Source organism: Photobacterium kishitanii, assembly GCF_000613045.3.
Taxonomy (GTDB): domain Bacteria; phylum Pseudomonadota; class Gammaproteobacteria; order Enterobacterales; family Vibrionaceae; genus Photobacterium; species Photobacterium kishitanii.
In genome coordinates this window covers 1,182,901-1,202,773 of sequence record NZ_LN794352.1, presented here as the reverse complement: position 1 = coordinate 1,202,773, position 19,873 = coordinate 1,182,901, and the positions used below count along the sequence as shown (strand labels likewise).

General features: G+C 38.7%; 18 protein-coding genes and 4 tRNA genes. 8 read left to right on the top strand and 14 right to left on the bottom strand.

From position 1 onward, the window contains the following. Positions 1 to 48 precede the first annotated feature (48 nt). A complete protein-coding gene (locus PPBDW_RS05850) occupies positions 49 to 228 on the top strand; it encodes a DUF3012 domain-containing protein (protein ID WP_036794021.1) in 180 nt (59 codons plus the stop codon). Positions 229 to 328: 100 nt separating this feature from the next. Here PPBDW_RS05850 and PPBDW_RS05845 read toward each other — a convergent pair. The 5 genes from PPBDW_RS05845 to PPBDW_RS05825 form a co-directional block, all read right to left on the bottom strand. Further along, positions 329 to 415 (bottom strand) — tRNA-Leu (locus PPBDW_RS05845). 106 nt (positions 416 to 521) lie between these two features. Continuing rightward, positions 522 to 608, bottom strand: a tRNA-Leu gene (locus PPBDW_RS05840). 66 nt (positions 609 to 674) lie between these two features. Then, positions 675 to 750: transfer RNA gene (locus PPBDW_RS05835), tRNA-Gly, on the bottom strand. Between the two features lie 11 nt (positions 751 to 761). Continuing rightward, positions 762 to 835 (bottom strand) — tRNA-Cys (locus tag PPBDW_RS05830). Between the two features lie 152 nt (positions 836 to 987). Next, the gene (locus PPBDW_RS05825; protein ID WP_036794020.1) at positions 988 to 1,911 is read right to left on the bottom strand and encodes a PfkB family carbohydrate kinase; all 924 of its coding nucleotides are present in this window, start codon (positions 1,909 to 1,911) and stop codon (positions 988 to 990) included. A gap of 452 nt (positions 1,912 to 2,363) precedes the next feature. Between PPBDW_RS05825 and PPBDW_RS05820 the strand changes: the two genes are divergently transcribed. Together PPBDW_RS05820 and PPBDW_RS05815 are read left to right on the top strand one after the other, a co-directional pair. Then, positions 2,364 to 4,241, top strand: coding sequence for a DUF294 nucleotidyltransferase-like domain-containing protein (locus tag PPBDW_RS05820; RefSeq protein WP_036794019.1), 1,878 nt, complete (start codon positions 2,364 to 2,366; stop codon positions 4,239 to 4,241). A 15-nt stretch (positions 4,242 to 4,256) separates the two neighbouring features. Further along, positions 4,257 to 5,006, top strand: a complete 750-nt coding sequence (locus PPBDW_RS05815; RefSeq protein WP_036794018.1) for a 3'-5' exonuclease — start codon at positions 4,257 to 4,259, stop codon at positions 5,004 to 5,006. 107 nt (positions 5,007 to 5,113) lie between these two features. Here PPBDW_RS05815 and PPBDW_RS05810 read toward each other — a convergent pair whose 3' ends face one another. The 3 genes from PPBDW_RS05810 to PPBDW_RS05800 all read right to left on the bottom strand — a co-directional run bounded on the left by PPBDW_RS05810 (position 5,114) and on the right by PPBDW_RS05800 (position 7,847). Continuing rightward, positions 5,114 to 6,688, bottom strand: a complete 1,575-nt coding sequence (locus tag PPBDW_RS05810; protein ID WP_036794017.1) for a BCCT family transporter — start codon at positions 6,686 to 6,688, stop codon at positions 5,114 to 5,116. Positions 6,689 to 7,254: 566 nt separating this feature from the next. After that, on the bottom strand, positions 7,255 to 7,461 hold the full coding sequence (locus PPBDW_RS05805; RefSeq protein WP_036794015.1) for a hypothetical protein: 207 nt from the start codon (positions 7,459 to 7,461) through the stop codon (positions 7,255 to 7,257). A 68-nt stretch (positions 7,462 to 7,529) separates the two neighbouring features. Then, entirely contained in the window at positions 7,530 to 7,847 is a 318-nt protein-coding gene (locus PPBDW_RS05800) for a glutaredoxin domain-containing protein (RefSeq protein WP_036794013.1), read from the bottom strand. Between the two features lie 396 nt (positions 7,848 to 8,243). On the opposite strand from PPBDW_RS05800, the gene amrA reads away from it, so the two are divergent. Together amrA and PPBDW_RS05790 are read left to right on the top strand one after the other, a co-directional pair. Beyond that, positions 8,244 to 8,864, top strand: coding sequence for an AmmeMemoRadiSam system protein A (gene amrA, locus PPBDW_RS05795; protein WP_036794011.1), 621 nt, complete (start codon positions 8,244 to 8,246; stop codon positions 8,862 to 8,864). 151 nt (positions 8,865 to 9,015) lie between these two features. Then, positions 9,016 to 9,471, top strand: coding sequence for a hypothetical protein (locus PPBDW_RS05790; RefSeq protein ID WP_036794009.1), 456 nt, complete (start codon positions 9,016 to 9,018; stop codon positions 9,469 to 9,471). 48 nt (positions 9,472 to 9,519) lie between these two features. Here PPBDW_RS05790 and PPBDW_RS05785 read toward each other — a convergent pair whose 3' ends face one another. Both PPBDW_RS05785 and PPBDW_RS05780 read right to left on the bottom strand, forming a co-directional pair. Beyond that, the gene (locus tag PPBDW_RS05785) at positions 9,520 to 10,650 is read right to left on the bottom strand and encodes an endonuclease/exonuclease/phosphatase family protein (RefSeq protein WP_036794007.1); all 1,131 of its coding nucleotides are present in this window, start codon (positions 10,648 to 10,650) and stop codon (positions 9,520 to 9,522) included. 98 nt (positions 10,651 to 10,748) lie between these two features. Then, positions 10,749 to 11,240, bottom strand: coding sequence for a hypothetical protein (locus PPBDW_RS05780; RefSeq protein ID WP_036794005.1), 492 nt, complete (start codon positions 11,238 to 11,240; stop codon positions 10,749 to 10,751). Between the two features lie 268 nt (positions 11,241 to 11,508). Here PPBDW_RS05780 and mobB point away from each other — a divergent pair, with 268 nt between their 5' ends. Beyond that, complete coding sequence (mobB, locus tag PPBDW_RS05775) at positions 11,509 to 12,033, top strand: molybdopterin-guanine dinucleotide biosynthesis protein B (RefSeq protein WP_036794002.1); 525 nt, start codon at positions 11,509 to 11,511, stop codon at positions 12,031 to 12,033. 88 nt (positions 12,034 to 12,121) lie between these two features. On the opposite strand, the gene PPBDW_RS05770 is transcribed toward mobB, so the two are convergent. Continuing rightward, the gene (locus PPBDW_RS05770) at positions 12,122 to 13,141 is read right to left on the bottom strand and encodes an META domain-containing protein (RefSeq protein ID WP_054261993.1); all 1,020 of its coding nucleotides are present in this window, start codon (positions 13,139 to 13,141) and stop codon (positions 12,122 to 12,124) included. A gap of 232 nt (positions 13,142 to 13,373) precedes the next feature. On the opposite strand from PPBDW_RS05770, the gene PPBDW_RS05765 reads away from it, so the two are divergent. Next, positions 13,374 to 14,699 (top strand): rhodanese-like domain-containing protein, encoded by a 1,326-nt coding sequence (locus PPBDW_RS05765; RefSeq protein ID WP_036793999.1) that lies wholly within the window; start codon positions 13,374 to 13,376, stop codon positions 14,697 to 14,699. An 82-nt stretch (positions 14,700 to 14,781) separates the two neighbouring features. Here PPBDW_RS05765 and PPBDW_RS05760 read toward each other — a convergent pair whose 3' ends face one another. From PPBDW_RS05760 to PPBDW_RS05750, 3 genes are all read right to left on the bottom strand, one after another. Further along, entirely contained in the window at positions 14,782 to 15,690 is a 909-nt protein-coding gene (locus PPBDW_RS05760; protein WP_036793997.1) for an aldo/keto reductase, read from the bottom strand. Positions 15,691 to 15,833: 143 nt separating this feature from the next. Beyond that, positions 15,834 to 16,760 carry a M15 family metallopeptidase gene (locus tag PPBDW_RS05755; protein ID WP_419675026.1) on the bottom strand — a complete coding sequence of 309 codons (927 nt, stop codon included), beginning with the start codon at positions 16,758 to 16,760 and terminating at the stop codon, positions 15,834 to 15,836. 69 nt (positions 16,761 to 16,829) lie between these two features. Next, positions 16,830 to 17,282: an RNA-binding S4 domain-containing protein gene (locus PPBDW_RS05750; protein ID WP_036793995.1), complete on the bottom strand. Its 453-nt coding sequence runs from the start codon at positions 17,280 to 17,282 to the stop codon at positions 16,830 to 16,832. A gap of 408 nt (positions 17,283 to 17,690) precedes the next feature. On the opposite strand from PPBDW_RS05750, the gene fusA reads away from it, so the two are divergent. Next, positions 17,691 to 19,778 (top strand): elongation factor G, encoded by a 2,088-nt coding sequence (fusA, locus tag PPBDW_RS05745; RefSeq protein WP_036793992.1) that lies wholly within the window; start codon positions 17,691 to 17,693, stop codon positions 19,776 to 19,778. Positions 19,779 to 19,873 lie beyond the last annotated feature (95 nt).

Genomic DNA, 19,873 nt, shown 5'->3' with positions numbered 1-19,873 from the left:
CATGATCAAATAATTACTCAACTTAATGCACGTAAAAAAAGGATTTAAATGAAAACAATTTTAATTTTATTAGGTGCTGTATTTTTATTATCAGCATGCTCACCAACTGTTGGTAGCGAAAAATGGTGCAAACAGCTAAAGGAAAAAGCTAAGGGAGAATGGACTGCAAATGAGGCTGTTGAGTTTACCAAGAACTGCATTATTCGCTTAGATGACGATAAGAAATAATGTTAACGCACTATTTTAATCAATATCAAATCAACAATTATATATTCAGTAATCATCAGACGAAAAAAAAGCTCATCTAATGATGAGCTTTTTTAAAAGATGGTGCCCCGGGCCGGACTTGAACCGGCACAGCGCGAACGCCGAGGGATTTTAAATCCCTTGTGTCTACCAATTCCACCACCAGGGCACGCAATTTCTTGCGATGGGTAAGACACCATCTGTAGATATCGCTATTAAAGCCATACCTTTTAATTTTTAATAACTATTTCATTTATAATTTACAAATGAAAAGATGGTGCCCCGGGCCGGACTTGAACCGGCACAGCGCGAACGCCGAGGGATTTTAAATCCCTTGTGTCTACCAATTCCACCACCAGGGCACGCAATTTCTTGCGATGGGTAAGACACCATCTATAAATACCGCTATTTAGCCATATTTTTTAATTTGGAGCGACACACGAGGTTCGAACTCGTGACCTCAACCTTGGCAAGGTTGCGCTCTACCAGCTGAGCTAGTGTCGCAAGAGGAAGTATGGAGGCGCGTCCCGGAGTCGAACCGAGGTACACGGATTTGCAATCCGCTGCATAGCCACTCTGCCAACGCGCCATATTTCCTAACCAGCAAGACGTTGATGTCTCGTGGTATGGGATGCATTGTACGGATTACAGGGGGGGAGTCAACCGCATTTTTTAATTTTCTGATTGTTTGCTTATTTTACATACAAAACAAACTGTTCCGACTATATGGCATACAACCTACTACATAATATCTCGCATTGAATCAGAAGGAATAATTGCATCAGAGCATGTTGTCACTCGATGGCTCAGTTTTTGTGCCAATAACAATGACTGTGTGATGGTTTGCTTATTCATCCTCTCAGCAAGATACCCCGCAACAAAAGCATTATCTGCAATATGATCGCCATATTGCACCGCCACTTTAATGCTTGTCACTCTTAAAAGAGAACTCGAAGTAATCACTAAGCTACATACTGTACATTCATTTTTTTTTGCTTGCTTAAACACAACTTCACGACAGCCCCATTTAATATAACGTTGGGTTAAATAACGAGAACTTCCCCAGATTCGCATTTCATCGTTTAAATCAACAAAAGCAATATCAACATAAGGAAAGATCTTTTCATACCAATATTGTGCCTGTCTTGTTGACCATAAATCATCTCGAAAACTATTGTCTAAATAAACCTTACCCCCTCTTTTTTTATGTGCATCAAGTAACGTTAACAGTAATGTTTTGTCGTCATCCGTTAACACTGCAATACAGCCACCGCTAATATAAATAGCACCATAGTCATTATTAATCAGAGCATGGTTTAATAATGCCGGACCATAAGAAAAATAATACCGCATCGCATTATCTTTATTCCAATAATGATAATGACGCTGACCATGATTATCCGTTTCAATAAAGCATAAATTAGGGAATTTAGTTGCAAGGCATTTCACTAAACTAGTATCGATGTTTTCTCGTTGCCAACACTGCAACATTTTCATCGATACCTTTTCAATACCTATGCAAGTTGCATAACTAACATTAATGGCACGAGAGCCGCCTAATCGCGCTAGGTATAAAGCACGATTAACAATATTACCGCCATATGTTTGATGCCGAGGCGAATGATTAAGCTCAACTAATGCTTCACCCAAAAATACAATCTTCATATCTTCCCTCGCTATAGATAGCGCTAGATGACAATACGCATATAGATACTGGCTAATTAAAAGCGTAATACATTCTGTTTTATCTCCATCCTTACAATGCTCTAGATTTTCACTTATTTCAGATTAAAATATTGTTTAACACCTAATAATAAAACATCACTAACTATCAATATTTTTACGCTATTTTATGCTGTCAATTTAACGATCTAGATCGCTTAAATCAACGCGAGTACTCATTGACAATAACCAATAACCATCAATCTATCTTCCCTATGAATATTATTATTAACACTTACACCTGTAATTGTTAATAACTAACAATATATGATTTCCATTCGAGCATGAGTTACAATTCCTCAAGTGATAGCTATTTATAATTACATGACATCTATCGCTCTCTAATTATTATCTGCGGAGCCTTGCTCCTGTTTTTTATTGATATGGAATGAGATATGGAAGCAGAACAAATAGAAATACTCAATTTTATCAGCCAATATCCACCTTTCGATTTGCTGCCTGAAGAGCAACTAAATGAATTAGCTATCGAGATTGAAGTGGCCTATCACCGTGCAGACAGCATGATCTTAAACTTAGGTGATAGTATTAATGATTTATTTCTCATTCGTAGTGGTGCAGTTGAAGTTTACCGCCGTAAAGGGGAATTATATAACCGTTTAGATGAAGGTGATATTTTTGGGCAAATGGGATTATTGATGAATAATCGCGTCAGAATGCCAGCAAAAGCCTTAGAAGATACTCTACTCTATTGTATTCCTGATAGCCTCTTTACCAAACTCTGCGACGACTACGATAGCTTTGCTGACTTTGTTGAAGTCGATGATGGTTCTCGTTTACGCCATGCCGTATCCCGCCAGAATGATGAAAATGATTTAACGACATCTAAAGTTCGTACATTACTCACTCGTGATGCCGTGATCCTTGATCAAAATGCAACTATTCAAGTAGCTGCTCAAACAATGGCAGAAGAAGGCATATCTGCATTGTTGATCAGTGATGAAACAAATATTGACGATGACGATGACAATGACTTAATAGTCGGTATTATAACCGATCGTGATTTATGTACTCGAGTATTAGCTCAAGGGGTTTCGACCTCAAATCCCGTCTCTGATGTTATGTCGGCAGAGCCGATTACACTCGATCATAATGCTTATGTGTTTGAAGCGATGCTAACCATGCTGCGTTATAACATTCATCATTTACCAGTATTACGTAACAAGCACCCTGTTGGAGTTATTAGCGTCTCTGATATTGTTCGTTATGAATCCCAAAATAGCCTATTACTCGTTAGTAGTATCTATCAGCAGCAATCAGTAGAGGAATTAACAGTACTATCCGCGCAGGTTAAAGACTGTTTTGTTCGAATGGTTAATGAAGATGCTAATTCTCATATGATAGGTAGTGCTATGGCTGAGATCGGCCGTAGCTTTAAGCAACGCCTACTTGAACTCGCCGAAGAAAAGTATGGTCCGCCTCCTGTACCTTACTGTTTCCTTGCCTTAGGCTCTATGGCCCGCGACGAACAACTTATTGTCACCGACCAAGATAATGCCATTATTCTTGATAATAATTTCAATCATGATAAACATAACGCCTACTTTGAAAATCTAGCCAAATTTGTCTGTGATGGCCTTGCTGAATGCGGCTACACCTACTGTACTGGCGATATTATGGCAACGAATCCAGAGTGGCGAAAAACACGCCAGCAGTGGGAAGACTGTTTCGCTGACTGGATTGATAACCCTAAACCCGTAGCATTACTTAACAGTTCAATATTCTTTGATCTTGGTGGTGTATGGGGTAAAACCAAATGGGCTAAACAACTCAACGGTTTTATTGTTCGTCGCGCACGTAACAGTCCTCGCTTTTTATCTTGCCTCGCGCGTAATGCTCTAAACCGTACTCCGCCATTAGGTTTTTTCAAAGATTTTGTAATGGAAAAAGATGGTCGACATAATAACTCGATTAATCTTAAACGCCGTGGTACAGCTCCCTTAGCTGATTTAATTCGCGTACATGCGCTTGCGGTTGGCTCACGTTCACAAAACTCTCTTGAGCGTCTTGATGATATTATAGATAGCGGCATTCTACCGCCAGGACGCGCCCAAGATTTACGTGATGCGATGGAGTATATTTCTTTAGTTCGTATTCGTCACCAGGCACTGGATATTGAAGCTGGCATTGAACCAGATAACAGTATAGAACCTGAAAATATGTCTGATTTTGAACGCCGTAACCTCAAAGATGCCTTCCAAATTTTGAGTAAAGCACAAAACTTTGTCAAATTTCGTTATCAGTCAGCACGCTAATAAAAAGAGCAGTTAATGTTTCATAATGAATCAAAACAATCAGCCTCTGCACATTTTGTTCGTAATATACCAGTACCAGACTGGCATTTACGTTTTAAAACATTGGCACTAGAAGCACAAGATAGACGTATAAAATCTTATTATCAGGCTGGCATTATTACCGAAGACACGCCACTGAGTAAGGTACCTTTTGTTGCACTTGATTTTGAAACAACAGGACTTAATCCGGACAGTGACGATATTGTCAGTATCGGCTTAGTTCCATTTGATCTTCATCGTATTTATTGCCGCGAATCACAACACTGGGTAGTAAAACCTAAGGTTAAATTAGAAGAAGATTCAGTGGTTATTCATGGCATTACTCACTCAGATGTTCAGCAAGCACCTGATTTACGCCGTATTCTTGAGGCCGTATTAGATGCACTAGCTGGAAAAGTTGTCGTTGTGCATTACAAAAATATCGAACGCCAATTTATGGATCGAGCTTTAAAAATTCGCTTAGGTGAAGGTATTCAATTTCCAGTTGTTGATACCTTAGCGATTGAAGCAACCATCCAACAACAACAATTTGGTGGTCTGTGGAATAAATTAAAAGGCAAACGTCCAGGTTCCGTACGACTAGGCAAGTGTCGTTCTCGTTATGGTCTGCCGGCCTATCAGCCACATCATGCTTTAACTGATTCTTTAGCAACTGCTGAATTACTACAAGCACAAATAGCTTACCACTTTAGTCCTGACACCCCGATTAGTCAGCTTTGGGAATAAAGTTACGGTTCTCAAAAAACGATGTAATAAAAAAGCAGCTATTCAGAGGTTATTCTGAAAGCTGCTTTTTATTACGCTAAATTTATTTCTATTAATTAACTGATGAGTTATTTATAACGCTCAGTTCTAAAGCCCATTAATAAGCTAATACACATAATAATCAAAATAAACGTAAACGGTAATGCTGTTGAAATAGTACCCGCTTGCAATGCTTGAATGGCTTGCGTACCGCCAACCCATAATAATGCAATCGCAATCAAACCCTCAATTGAAGCCCAAAAAACACGTTGTGGAATTGGAGCGTCAATTTTACCACCAGCAGTAATACTATCGATAACCAATGATCCTGAATCTGATGATGTTACAAAGAACACTAAAATCAGAATTACAGAGATAAACGATAAGATACTACCAAATGGTAATGCATCATACATTTGGAACATTGCTAGTGGTACTTCCGTAATACCCTTCGCACCTAGCGTACCGATATGATCCATAATTTGATGAATTGCTTGCCCACCAAAAACAGACATCCAAACTGATGTAACAACCGTTGGCGTAATAATAACCGCAATTAAGAATTCACGAACGGTACGACCTTTTGAGATACGAGCAATAAATGAACCAACAAATGGTGACCATGAAATCCACCATGCCCAATAAACAATTGTCCAAGCATGCATCCATTTTTCATCAGGACGATTATAAGGGTCACTTAATGGAATAAAGTTTTCAATATAACCCATAATTGTTTTTGGTAAGGTATCCATAGAAACGGAAAAACCAACCAAAGCCACAAAAACAAGTAACACTACCGCTACCAGCATATTAATGTTACTGAGTAATTTAACTCCTGAATCAATACCCTTAACCACTGAATAAATAGCAGCCATAGTAACAACAACGATAATTGTTATTTGAAGACCTAAACCACCATGCATCCCAAATACATGGTTAATACCACTTGCAGCTTGCTGAGCACCTAAACCCAATGAAGTAGCCAAACCAAACAATGTGGCTAAAACAGCAAGAATATCAATGATATGTCCAGCCCAACCCCATGTACGATCGCCTAAAATAGGGTAAAACACAGAGCGAATAGAAAGCGGCAACCCTTTGTTATAGCAGAAAAATGCCATAGACAGACCGACAACAGCATAAATTGACCATGGGTGTAAACCCCAGTGGTACATCGTCGCGCCCATAGCAACTTTAAATGCTTCTGGTGTACCCGGTGTTACGTTTAATGGTGTTGAGCCTCCCCAACCAGTGAAGTAAGCTGCAGGCTCGGCAACACTCCAGAACATTAAACCGATACCCATACCGGCAGCAAAAAGCATCGATAACCATGACAATGTTGAATGGTCTGCTTTTGCTTTTTGTCCACCAATACGAATACGACCATAAGGTGAAACAATTAACGCTAAACAAAAAAGGACAAAGAAGTTACCAGCCCATATAAATAAAGAAGCAAATTGATTAACAATCGCTCCTTTTACGCTGTCTAATGCTGCTTTTGCTGTTGCTGGATCTGAAACTAGAATCGCAACTAAAAAAATGATTATAAGTCCAGCACTCACACCAAAAACGGCGTTATGCACATCGAATCCCCACTTTTGGACATTATCTTGACCAATCGTGTAATCCGTATTATCTATACTATATTTATCGTGTTTACTCATTTATTACATCCTGTTAGATATCGCCTCAACTATAATATTTAGTCATGTAAACAAAAATTGAGACGCCATTATATAACCATTAGTAGACGAGAACTGTCAATAGAGAGACAAAACAGCCAGATAGCTGAAATTAACATTTCCCTGATATCAATATATTCACTGTTATTGATTGATTTTAATCACAACAATCTTCTTTTTATTTGTACTCTAACTATCCATTGCTACAACTTTAGTTCATTTGAAATTTTTAACTGTTTTTTATATGCAACGGTAATAAATTACATTTAATTTTATGATGTTTAATCAATAGATTAGAGACAATACTTACAAATAATACGAGAAGTCATATTTAGTATAAATAAAGAAGGAATAATTGCGATTATTTATCATATTACAGAGGTGAATAAGTCTTTATTTATTCATACCTTTTTATCGTGAATAAAAAAGCTTAGCAAGATATGCAAACCATAAAAAACGTTCTATAATTAATTATTAAGTTTGCATAAATCAAAGAAATCTGATTATTTTTCGCACAAAAAATTCAGAATATCAAAACTAAAAATCGATTAACCAAACTCAAGAGAGATAAAAGTACAGCCTTTTAAGCAACCAATACCTGGCTGCTCACTCTGTTCCGGCGTAATAAGAACCAAAGGTTGTTGGCATTGTTCGCAAGCAACAATTTTACCTTGCATAACCTTTTTAATTACAGCATGTTGATCACTAAATGACTTTTTAGTTTGCTTATTCAATTGCGAAAAATCTAATTTCATTGTCTGTATCTCTAGTATTAATACATAAAAAGGGCTATTCACCCTTTTTAGTTTATTTTTGGATCACTTTATAATTCAAAATCATCAAAATCATTATTATCAATTTGACGATCAAGATATGCGACTAAATCATCATGACCGCCAATATAGTGTCCAGCTAAAATAATCTGCGGTACAGTTCTTACATTTACATTGGCAATATGCTGAATAAAATCAACCATGACGGTTTTGGTTAGCTGTTGTCCTAGTACTAATGTTGAATACTCTGTGCCTTGTTGGTTAAGTAATGCTTTTGCTTTTACACAGTACGGACAATTAGGCTGCGTGATAACTACATTTTGGTATTCACTTAGCTGCTCTATTGTCAAACTTTGCTCACTGCTCATCGACTAATTTATCTTCTACATTAAAAATGGCATTAACGATAAAACAATCTGAGTTACGAGTAAAACCTATAACCAATACAATCTAAAAAATAGCGCTCAAAAGCACAAATATTACCCACATGATTCAGGTTACACATTCAAATAAAGAAAAATGACAAACTGTATAAATCTGACAAACAAGTTAACACTTTTTAGCCTAGCAAATGTTGAATAATCGTCAAAAATAGATGATATTAATCCTGACAGTGAAATAAGTTATTGCCAGTACAAGGTTTGTTATCACTAACGAAATCACTGACAAACATTTTATAAATACCTATTTTCGAACGCTTTCGTCATTCATTACCCATATACGGACGTATTGATACTTTATAATATTCAAAAAGGAGAGCACTGGTGGATATTTCAACTGTCACACATCAAACATATAATAAAGGTGAACTTACGCAGTTACTGGATATTGCCCGTGATGCAATTCGAGGCCATTTTTCAGAAAAAGCAATTTCTACCTCGGCACCTAAACTTGATCACTACACTCGTAAAATGCTACAACCTGCGGCATGTTTTGTGACTTTAGAAGTTAATGGTCAGCTACAAGGCTGCATTGGTTCAACCATTGCAACAAGACCTTTAATCTTAGAGATGCATAATAAAGCAATCGCCAGCGCTTATGAAGATCGCCGTTTTATGCCTCTTGCCGAAGATCAACTTGATGATTTAAGCATTGAGGTGGAAGTACTATCACCACTAGTTATCCAACCATTTAATACTGAAGCTGAGTTATTTGAATATTTATCTCACCATAAACAAGGCGTACTATTAACTGATAGACATGTACAAACTGTAGTATTACCAAGTGCATGGCGTCGAGGGTTATCAACGCCTCAGTTTATACAGCTACTCAAACAAAAAGCAGGATGGTCAACTAATTATTGGTCAGACACTATGGTAATTAAAACTTTTACCACCTGCGCGCTTAAAGAAAACTTCAATACTATTCGCGGTAAATATTTCTAATATCGCAATTAACTTTCCTCAGACAAAACAGCATATTCTCTGACGCTGTTTTGTCGACAAGTTAACATATCACTATCTCGCTCATGACATAGTCAGCAACGTCGAAAATCTAAGATGATTAAATCTTTCATTTATATAGTGATAACATCGAATGAATACCCTACTACGTTGTTGTGGTGTAATTGTATTGCTGTTTAGTTTAAACAGTTGTGGAATACTCACCACGAACAAATCCTCACCATGGGTGAGATTAACCACTCAAACTGCTAATTTTAATACTGATAACGACAATGTCACTCTGGATGGATTATCAGCAAAAAAATTCTATAACCATCTTCGTGTTACTTGCGCACGGGGAACAGTCAACATCAAAAAGATTAAAATAAATTATGAGAATGGCGAGTTCCAGCAATTTAGAACTGCTGGATTGATGACTAAAGATAGTATCAGCCCACCACAATTACTTGATTATGCTGATAGTAAAATTACTGCAATTGAAATCAACTATCATAGCTTAGGTAATAAAAAGTTATTAACCGCAGGTATAACCCCCAAAGCCATTATTGAAGTTTGGGGGAAAGAACAACAACCAATCGTATTCAGTTAATGTCTATGATCACAATAACGCGCCAACCGAGTTAGATTCATGACGTTACTATACTGCGCTTGGTGCGATATCAACCCATACTAAACGATGATCAGAACCCGCTATAGGCTTTTCTCGTCCTTTATCATCAAGCATTAAATGTCGTAATGGATGATCCTTCTCAGGCCAAAATACGCCCGTTTCTAGCGTAATTAGATTAGCTGATGGTAAAACATAATCTAAACGCATACCGCCTAAATGTGTCCACTCATTGCTGCGTCCTTTGCGTCTCTGCCATGGTCGATATTCACTGCCCCCCATACTTTTTGGTGTTAATGGCCCATGACTTACCTGCTGATTAATCCGTGTATGGCTAAGCAAATGTTTAATTGGTGCTTTCAATCCGTCACCATCAATCACATCAGCATTAAGATCACCCAAGACGATAAACGGTTGCTCATTACTCAAACCTCCCGTTTTTCCACTATCATCTTTTAAATACGCCGCATTATCGATAATGTCACAAACTAATTGAATTTCGTCATTATTACGCTTGGCATTTCGACGTTCAGGGCCATCAAATACTGGCGGCGTTGGATGACAGCACACAAGATTAATAACTTGCTGCTCAAATTGGATAGGTATAACAATATGATTTTTAGAGGATAATCGTAATATATTTACCGCTTCAGGGCTGTAAAAATCACGGGGAATTAATGACTTGGGCATATTATTCCACAGCATATGCTGCCATGAACGAATATTATGATCCTGTATCGGGTACTTAGATAATAATACAAAACCAAAATTACCATGAAAATGACCAAACCCCATTCCATCTGCTGGTAATGAAATTATACCGTCATTATTTAAATCAACCCCAGTAAGTAAACCGGTATTGGTAGCAGGACACAAACGATAGGGATATTCGATAGGAGCTTGATCATATTGAGATACAGATAAGTAATTAGCACAGAAATTGGCTAATGAGCCATCATCGCCACCAGCACCTAAATGATCAAATTCACACAACAAGATAACATCAGGAGCAACATGCTGAATAATGGCAGCTAGACGTTGTAAACGAGTAATATTAGGGTTAGCCGTTAATGCTAATATTTTTTCTGATTCGCTGTCAGACATCGAAATATTAAACATTGCGACGCGAAGTGATGGGTTACGACTAGACGCAGATTTCACACAAGATTCTCATATACTTATTACTTTGATAGCGCACATTGTAATCGGCATTGTCTATCCGACCAATAATAAACGCAATAATTATCCAGATATTAAACTTAGCGATTACCAACTAATGTATCAAGTGCCAAACGAATTTGTTTAGCATCATAACTTGCGCGATGTTTAACAGGACCTTGTCGCTCAAGTGCTAACTGAAAATGCACACGATCCATTCCATTATGTTGCTTTAGCCAACAACATACCTCAGTCAGCATAAAGGACGGCCGCATATGAGCAGCATGGTATAATCTTCCCAGCCAAAACAAATCCCATTCACTATCGCAAAAAACCAGTTCATATTGCCCCAAAATAGCATTAAGATGCCGACAAACATCAACCACTTGTTTTCCGTTATTTTCTAATTCATGACGGGTAATTTTATGAATATGAGACTCTGAAAAAGCATCCCAATACACCCACTCGTCACTTGCTGACAAAGGGTTAATTAGCAAACTATTATCGGTACCATTAGGCAATGAATACCCTACCTCAATCGGATAAGAAAATTCCGAGAGTCCTGATGCTTCAAAATCTAACGTTGCCCACATTACACACTCCCTGTTAGGAAAGATTGTATTAATCACCTGTATCTATAATTTTCACAGTCTTCATTAATGACAATAAACTCAATACAAACTAAATGTAGCCCGCTACATCATTATCATCAAAAAAATACGCGCACTATTTTTCACTCAGCACTTAAAATCAAGTTTACTTGAATAAACCCCTTATATATCAATAAATACGCACTGTAGATAGGTGTTCAGTTTTGTTAGGTATATAATAGCAAAAGAATCAATATCAACGGGTCTCATAATGATTACATCTCCTACACCGATACTGGGTTTCGCTGGATTTAGCGGTTCAGGAAAAACCACTCTTCTTGAGCAACTTATCCCTCTACTTAAACAACACAACTTACGGATAGGATTACTCAAGCACAGCCATCATGATATTGAGCCAGATACACCAGGAAAAGATAGCTACCGATTACGTCATGCTGGGTGTAGTCAAACGTTACTCGCAACAAAATCACGCCATATGCTGTATTTTGAATACCCGCAAACAGAGCGCCAAGATCCAGAATTAAATCATTGCCTAAGCCAGCTTAATCATGACTTACTTGATCTTATTTTAATTGAAGGGTTTCGTGATCAACCTTTCCCAAAGATAGAAATTCATCGCCCAAGTTACGGCAAACCATTGCTCTATCCAACAGATAAAACTATTTTAGCGTTTGCGAGTGATCAAGTTGCACCTAATGACTGTTCTTTACCACAATTAGATTTAAATAACCCACACGATATCTGCCAATTTATTATTGAGTGGTTACAACAATAATAATATTAATGCCATAAAAAACACCGCTACTTAATCTTGCTAAGTAGCGGTGTTTTAAATTTCATCGAATAATATTATTAACTAAACCTCATGGCTTAGTTTGTACTGCTGAAAAAATCATGACCCCCGTATAATGATTAAGCTGATAAGTCAGCGCCAATTTGCCAGCAAAATAAGTAAATTGAGTCACGCCAGCTAATTGTTCAAAATAACGCTTTTGACGGTGAGGAGCTAAAGGATCATCACATTTTCGTTCAGTAATCGCAGCATGTTGCTCTAATATATCAATAAAGCCAGGCTGTAATAACGGCTTCACTGTGACCGTATAATTATTACAGTCAACCATCCCAACAAAGTGCCCGTTAATATAGCGTAAATTAATATTGCTGCCATTCATAACAGGATCACCATAACGCCAGCTTTCAAGCTGCCATTCTGTATTTGCTAAAATAGCAGGAGTTAACCTAACAATCGCTTGATGACTAGGTATTTCAACCAATTTGTCTTGTTCTAAACGCCAAATATGACGAGCAACATCGCCAGGGCAACACGTAGAATCCCCCTTCCCTGGCTGAATAACATCTAATATTATTTGATGGTTTTTGATCACCAGCCCTTTAACACGCACTCTGTCACCAATATATTGGGTCGCAATATTGACGAGCTGATGGTGTCGATAAGCCATCACCGCAATATATAAATATTGTCCACTACCACCGGGAGAGTAATTTAACAGTACGACAGCCATCGGATCATTATCAGCATTCAATGTACCAATAACTTTCAAATCACTTAATAGCATCACTTGTGGCATCACATCGCCACCGGGTTGATAGGGATCTCCAGCCCACAGGCCTTGCTGTAAATGAATCGTGCTACCAATGTCATCAATCCCATGATAATAGGCTTGCTGTAGTGCAGATAGTGGGTAATCGTACCGGTGGGAATCCACAACGGGAGCGAGATGAATATCTTTGGGGCTTACAGGCAATAAGGATGATTGATCTTTATGTAATGAAGTTACATGAGGTGTTGTTATCTCTGCAGCCATTAACGTTGAACTACAGACCGTTAATAAGCTTATAAATACAAAGATAAAACGTTTCATAGATACTCCTCATTGAATGCTTTAACACGATATCTAATGGTTTGATCATGCCGTAATGTATTTCTGACACAAAAGTCTCACAATAGTTCCTCAATAAATACTAACGTGATATTTATTAAGTCATTATCAACAACAAACATATTATCAATTAAAAAAGTCAATTGTATTACCTTTCGAAACCGTTAGAATGCGCGCTTGTTTTTGACTATCACTAAGGTGATTAGGTTTCACTATGCTCATTAAAATAACCGCTATAGCTGTATTGTTACTAACATCAAGCATGTCATTTGCCAGCACTTCAGCGCCTTCAAAGACGGCAACATTTGAGCAGTTAGCTCAGCAACAATCACAAAAAGTCCCCCTACAAATTATTGATTGCCGCAACAGTAACTTCTATAACGGCTGGCCAGAACCTCAACAACAACTAGGTGGCCACATTGCCGGCGCGGTTAATATTGATTCAAGTTGGCTAAAAATGCTTGATAGTTCAGCTTTTGAAACACTATTACGAGATAAACACCTTAAACCTAACCTCCCTACTTATTTATATTGCTCCGCCGATAAAGCTCAGCAATTAACAACAGCCTTACAAGAGCAAGGTTATCACTCACTAATAACTATCAATCAGCCGCTTAATCACTATCATGGTCAACTCAGTGCTTTACCTGACTTTCAGCAATTAGTACCAGCATCATGGCTGTATGATCTGATTAACGGCAAACATCCCCGTTATGCGCCAACACACGGCTATAAAGTAGTTGAAGTTGAATGGGGACCACCTGCAAAATATTTACTGGATCATATTCCAGGTGCTTTATACGTTAATACCAATACGATTGAGTCAAAACCATGGTGGAATAAAGTCAGTAATCAAGCATTAACAAAGGTTATTGCTAATCTTGGTATTCGTTATGACACTACCGTAATATTGTATGCACGCAATAATATGTCTGCCGCACGTTTTGCCAATTTCTTAATGTATGCTGGTGTTAAAGATGTACGCTTATTAAATGGCGGTTGGACAGCATGGTCTAATGCCGATTACCCTACCGAACATTTACCAAACTATAATCAAGACCCAGTAGATTTTGGCAAGAAAATACCAGCAAACCCACAATATCTGATTGATACCAACCAAGTAAAAGCACTATTAAAGAAACCAGTTAATCAGCAATCAGTGGTAAGCGTGCGTACATGGCCAGAATATACCGGTGAAACCAGTGGCTATAGCTACATTAAGCCGAAAGGACGTATAGAGGGTGCAAAATGGGGTCATGCAGGCTCTGATTCTTACCACATGCAAGATTATCTCAACCCAGATCAAACCATGAAAAGTGGTAATGAAATTACAGCCCAATGGGCACAATGGAATATTAAACCGCATCAAGATGTGGCATTTTTCTGTGGTACGGGTTGGCGAGCATCGGAAGCCTTTTTCTTTGCGCATATTTTAGGCTGGAAAAACATTAGTGTTTACGATGGCGGTTGGTATCAATGGAGTGCCAATAAAAACAACCCAATAACAGAAGGGACTATTACTCCCGCTAGCGTCCACTAAACACAATAACGGCAGTGCAATACACCTTACTTGTTAAGGGTATTCCCTGCCGTTTTGAATGGTCTTAAAATATTAATACAATTTACGGCACACCATGACCTTTTGAGGCCACCCATACTCGATAAAATTGCTCACGTGATAACGTAAAATCAAGTGCAGCAACCGCAGATCTTACCCGCTCAATATTCCCCGACCCCATAATTGCAATCGGATTTGAAGGCAAACGACGAATCCATGCATAAATAACTTGATCGATACTGTCAGCACCAATCTCAGACGCTATCTCAGTTAACGTCGTACGCACTCGCACATGCTGTTCGCTATTACCACTAAAGATATCCCCACCAGCCAAACACGACCATGCCATCGGGTGAATACGCTTCATTTGTAATTGATCAAGCGTACCGTCATGAGCGACTTCAAAATGAAGCGGATTAATCTCAACTTGGTTAGTCACTAACGGCTGCTCAAGGCGAGATTGCAGTAAATCAAATTGCGCTGGCGCAAAATTTGAAACACCAAAATGATTCACTTTTCCTTGTTGCTTCAACTCGGTAAACGCCGCAGTTACTTCATCAGCATCCATAAGTACATCAGGACGGTGAATTAATAACAGATCGATATTATCAACCCGTAAATTTGCCAGTGAGTTATTTACAGAATCTATAATATGCGACTTACTCGTATCATAATGGTTAATATTACGTTGAGGATATTTAGGATTACAAAGATTAATATCGCACTTAGTCACTATCTGTAATTGCTGACGTAAACTTGGCTTTAACGCTAACGCTTCACCAAATAATGCTTCACATTGATAGCCACCATAAATATCCGCATGATCTACAGTTGTAATTCCTAATTCAAGATGCTGCTCTAAAAAAGCTAATCGTTGCTGTGCAGTCATACCCCATTCAGCTAAACGCCAATACCCTTGCACTAATTCTGAAAATTGTAATTGCTGTGCAACCATTGCGACTTGATTAACCATTGAACCATCCTTTGTCGAGTAATAGTAATTATCAACTATCCTAAAGCCTCAAATCACTGCCGCAAACGAATTAATTAAAAACAAAGTATGCAGACTAAAAACTATGACTTAGGCAGCAATTTATCAATAAACACCTTGCTAATTTAACGTTTAACACAAATAGCCGAACGAACGGGTTGTTGATTAATCGCAGCCATCACCCGTTGTGGGTTAGCACTATAGGCTTGATGTAATGATTTCACGGATAACTTATTTTTTAAATATTCGGTGTAATCATTGAATTTATAATGACTATAAGCCGTTGGGTACATTTTGCTACAACTGTCATACCATGCAACATAACGCTTAAAAAATAATGTTGCTTGAGCTGGCGTCATTTTGCTCATCGTTAACGCCATATCTTTAGTTAACTGAAAATGCTGATAATCAATTGGAGAATCCCAAAAACCGCCCCAATATTGAAAACCATTACGAGCAAATATATCAATCACAGCCTCAGCCATACCTCGACTATCAGGCTTACCATAACGATAAGTGGCTCGATTGGCATAGCGAGTACCCTGCACAGGGCTAAATTTGACATTGCCATTACCACTAAAGGTCACAAACGGATTTTGAAGAGGATTCAGATCTATTGCGGCACCATAAGCATGTAAAGACAAACTGCTAGTACCCGCAACCGGACGATAGTTAAATGCTGAAGTATTATTGGCCGTCATAGAGCGAGTATCATCACCACCATACACTTCGATGGGAACCGCTTTATGGATAGGAAAACCTTGCTGATATAGGGCGTCAAAAATATTACCAACATACGGCGCCACTGCATCCATCACCACAACTTGGCCATTTGAATGCGCTTTACCAGCAAAATCACGGTAATTAAAAGTGACTTTTTTTAGACGTTGACAAGGAACAGGTGCATCAGCAGCCATCACCCCGACTTTAGTCATGGCTTGGCATTCAGTTGCTGATAATGTATTAATTTGAGCAGCAGTGGCTGAAAATGCCACGCTACATGTCAAAACCAAAAACAACGGCATATACATATTACGAGAGTTGGTTATCATCCTGACACCTGTCTATAAAATGCGATAAAAAAGACGTGCTATAGCACGCCTATATATAGAACTAATCAATTAAAAACTTATCGGTTTACGACCAGTCGCAGTATCTGCTTTCTTATCCGCTTTTTCTGCTTCTTTTTTAGTTACAGAACGATTTTTACTGGTTGCTGGCGCTGCTTTATTTTTCTTTGCTTTTGGCGCTGATACTTTTTTATCTTTTTTGGTAACTTTAGCCGCAGACTCTACTTTATTTGCTTGCAGCTCTCGTGGCGGCGCTTCTTGCACTGGTTGGTCACAAATAACCACAAAATACTCACCATTAAACTCGATTACGTCACCATCATAGATTTTACAACGCTTACGCAATTCAATTTCACCATTTACAGCAACATAACCTTCGGATATAGCATATTTGGCTTCACCGCCCCCACTTACCAAATTAGCAATTTTAAGGACTTTATATAGTTCAATCGGTTGAACGGATACTTCAACTTCCAGAGCTTCTACTTCTATTTCTTCAGACATTTTGCATACTCAAATAATAAAACAGGAACTTATTTGAATTCTACCTCACTAATAAACAGAAAGTGAAACAAATGACAGATTCTAGTTTACTTACTATTTTTTCAAGTCTAACCCGTTAAAAATCGGTTTTGTCCATTTTTATGGACACTTTATCGCTGCTATCATTCATTCGAATAACATTAAAAGATCATAAAAATATCCTTTAATCGACTTACAATAATAATCAACCTCGACTAATCTTGGTTTTTATCAGCGTTATTTGCTCGGATCTTCGTCAACAGGTATGTCACCTAGGGCAAAAAGCAAGCGAATAACTATTTTATTACACATGGCTATGTTCTGATTAGCACAAGTAGTGCTATAATCCGCGACCTCACATGTGACAGTAATTGTTTATAGAGAAAAACAATGACAGATTTATCTAAATACAGAAACATTGGTATTTTCGCGCACGTTGATGCGGGCAAAACTACTACAACAGAGCGTATCCTTAAGCTAACTGGCCAAATCCACAAGATTGGTGAAGTTCATGACGGTGAGTCAACAACTGACTTCATGGAACAGGAAGCTGAGCGCGGTATTACTATCCAGTCTGCAGCAGTAAGCTGTTTCTGGAAAGATCACCGTTTCAACGTTATCGATACTCCTGGACACGTTGACTTCACAGTTGAAGTTTACCGTTCACTTAAAGTACTTGATGGCGGCATCGGTGTATTCTGTGGTTCTGGTGGTGTTGAACCACAATCAGAAACTAACTGGCGTTACGCTAACGAATCAGAAGTTGCTCGTATCATCTTCGTTAACAAACTAGACCGTATGGGCGCAGATTTCTTCCGCGTTACAGATCAAGTTAAGAAGGTACTAGGCGCTACTCCACTAATCATGACACTTCCAATCGGTCGTGAAGATGATTTCGTTGGTGTTGTTGACGTTCTAACTCGTCAAGCATTCGTATGGGATGACTCAGGTCTTCCAGAAAACTACGAGATCCTACCTGTTCCTGAAGATATGGTTGATGATCTTGAAGCTTACCGTGAAGAAATGATCGAAACTGCTCTTGAGCAAGACGACGATCTTCTAGAAGCTTACATGGAAGGTGTTGAACCTTCTATTGAAGAAATCAAGCGTTGTATCCGTGCTGGTACTCGTACTTGTGATTTCTTCCCAACGTTCTGTGGTTCAGCATTCAAAAACAAGGGTATGCAACTTGTTCTTGATGCGGTAATTGATTACCTACCTTCTCCAACAGAAGTAGACCCACAGCCGTTGACTGATCCAGAAACTGGTGAGCCAACTGGTGAAGTTGCAACAGTATCTGTTGACGAACCATTCAAAGCTCTTGCATTCAAAATCATGGATGACCGCTTTGGTGCTCTAACATTCGTTCGTATTTACTCTGGTAAGCTAAACAAGGGTGACACCATCCTTAACTCTGCTACAGGTAAAACTGAGCGTATCGGCCGTATGGTTGAGATGCAAGCGAACGACCGTAACGAACTTACTTCAGCACAAGCTGGTGATATCATCGCTATCGTTGGTATGAAGAACGTTCAAACTGGTCACACTCTTTGTGATGTTAAGCACGAGTGTACTCTTGAGCCAATGATCTTCCCAACTCCAGTAATCTCAATTGCTGTAACGCCTAAAGATAAAGGCGGTTCTGAGAAAATGGGTATCGCGATCGGTAAAATGGTTGCAGAAGATCCATCTTTCCAAGTTGAGACTGACGAAGAAACTGGCGAAACAATCCTTAAAGGTATGGGTGAACTTCACCTAGACATTAAGGTTGATATCCTTAAGCGTACATACGGCGTAGACCTAATTGTTGGTCAACCTCAAGTTGCTTACCGTGAAACAATCACGAAAGCAGTTGAAGATAGCTACACGCATAAGAAGCAATCTGGTGGTTCTGGTCAGTTCGGTAAGATCGACTACGTAATGAAGCCAGGTGAAGTAGGTTCAGGCTTTACGTTCACATCATCAGTAATTGGTGGTAACGTTCCTAAAGAATTCTGGCCTGCAATCGAGAAAGGCTTCAAGGGCATGATGAACACTGGTGTTCTAGCTGGTTTCCCTGTTCTTGACGTTGAAATCGAGCTTCTTGATGGTGCATTCCACGCAGTCGATTCATCTGCAGTAGCATTTGAAATCGCAGCGAAAGGCGCATTCCGTCAATCAATGCCTAAAGCTGGTGCGCAACTTCTTGAGCCTATCATGAACGTTGACGTATTTACTCCAGAAGATCACGTTGGTGATGTTATCGGTGACCTTAACCGTCGTCGTGGCATGATCAAAGACCAAACTGCTGGCGTAACTGGTTCTCGTATTAAAGCTGACGTACCACTTTCAGAAATGTTTGGTTACATCGGTACTCTACGTACTATGACATCAGGCCGTGGTCAGTTCTCTATGGAGTTCTCACACTACGCACCTTGTCCTGCTAACGTTTCTGAAAAAGTAATCGCTGAGCAGAAAGAACGCAACGCTAAGAAATAATTTTTAAATTACTCTAAGTGAATACGTTAACCCCGAGGACTTTGTTCTCGGGGTTATTTTTTATTTCTATGTTTGATGTTTGATGTTTGATCTTT

Excerpts from the sequence above, each read along its gene's own strand:
- PPBDW_RS05850 (WP_036794021.1), top strand. The coding sequence starts at position 49 with ATGAAAACAATTTTAATTTTATTAGGTGCTGTATTTTTATTATCAGCA.
- PPBDW_RS05825 (WP_036794020.1), bottom strand. The coding sequence starts at position 1,911 with ATGAAGATTGTATTTTTGGGTGAAGCATTAGTTGAGCTTAATCATTCG.
- PPBDW_RS05820 (WP_036794019.1), top strand. The coding sequence starts at position 2,364 with ATGGAAGCAGAACAAATAGAAATACTCAATTTTATCAGCCAATATCCA.
- PPBDW_RS05815 (WP_036794018.1), top strand. The coding sequence starts at position 4,257 with ATGTTTCATAATGAATCAAAACAATCAGCCTCTGCACATTTTGTTCGT.
- PPBDW_RS05810 (WP_036794017.1), bottom strand. The coding sequence starts at position 6,688 with ATGAGTAAACACGATAAATATAGTATAGATAATACGGATTACACGATT.
- PPBDW_RS05805 (WP_036794015.1), bottom strand. The coding sequence starts at position 7,461 with ATGAAATTAGATTTTTCGCAATTGAATAAGCAAACTAAAAAGTCATTT.
- PPBDW_RS05800 (WP_036794013.1), bottom strand. The coding sequence starts at position 7,847 with ATGAGCAGTGAGCAAAGTTTGACAATAGAGCAGCTAAGTGAATACCAA.
- PPBDW_RS05790 (WP_036794009.1), top strand. The coding sequence starts at position 9,016 with ATGAATACCCTACTACGTTGTTGTGGTGTAATTGTATTGCTGTTTAGT.
- PPBDW_RS05780 (WP_036794005.1), bottom strand. The coding sequence starts at position 11,240 with ATGTGGGCAACGTTAGATTTTGAAGCATCAGGACTCTCGGAATTTTCT.
- mobB (WP_036794002.1), top strand. The coding sequence starts at position 11,509 with ATGATTACATCTCCTACACCGATACTGGGTTTCGCTGGATTTAGCGGT.
- PPBDW_RS05770 (WP_054261993.1), bottom strand. The coding sequence starts at position 13,141 with ATGAAACGTTTTATCTTTGTATTTATAAGCTTATTAACGGTCTGTAGT.
- PPBDW_RS05765 (WP_036793999.1), top strand. The coding sequence starts at position 13,374 with ATGCTCATTAAAATAACCGCTATAGCTGTATTGTTACTAACATCAAGC.
- PPBDW_RS05760 (WP_036793997.1), bottom strand. The coding sequence starts at position 15,690 with ATGGTTAATCAAGTCGCAATGGTTGCACAGCAATTACAATTTTCAGAA.
- PPBDW_RS05755 (WP_419675026.1), bottom strand. The coding sequence starts at position 16,760 with ATGATAACCAACTCTCGTAATATGTATATGCCGTTGTTTTTGGTTTTG.
- PPBDW_RS05750 (WP_036793995.1), bottom strand. The coding sequence starts at position 17,282 with ATGTCTGAAGAAATAGAAGTAGAAGCTCTGGAAGTTGAAGTATCCGTT.
- fusA (WP_036793992.1), top strand. The coding sequence starts at position 17,691 with ATGACAGATTTATCTAAATACAGAAACATTGGTATTTTCGCGCACGTT.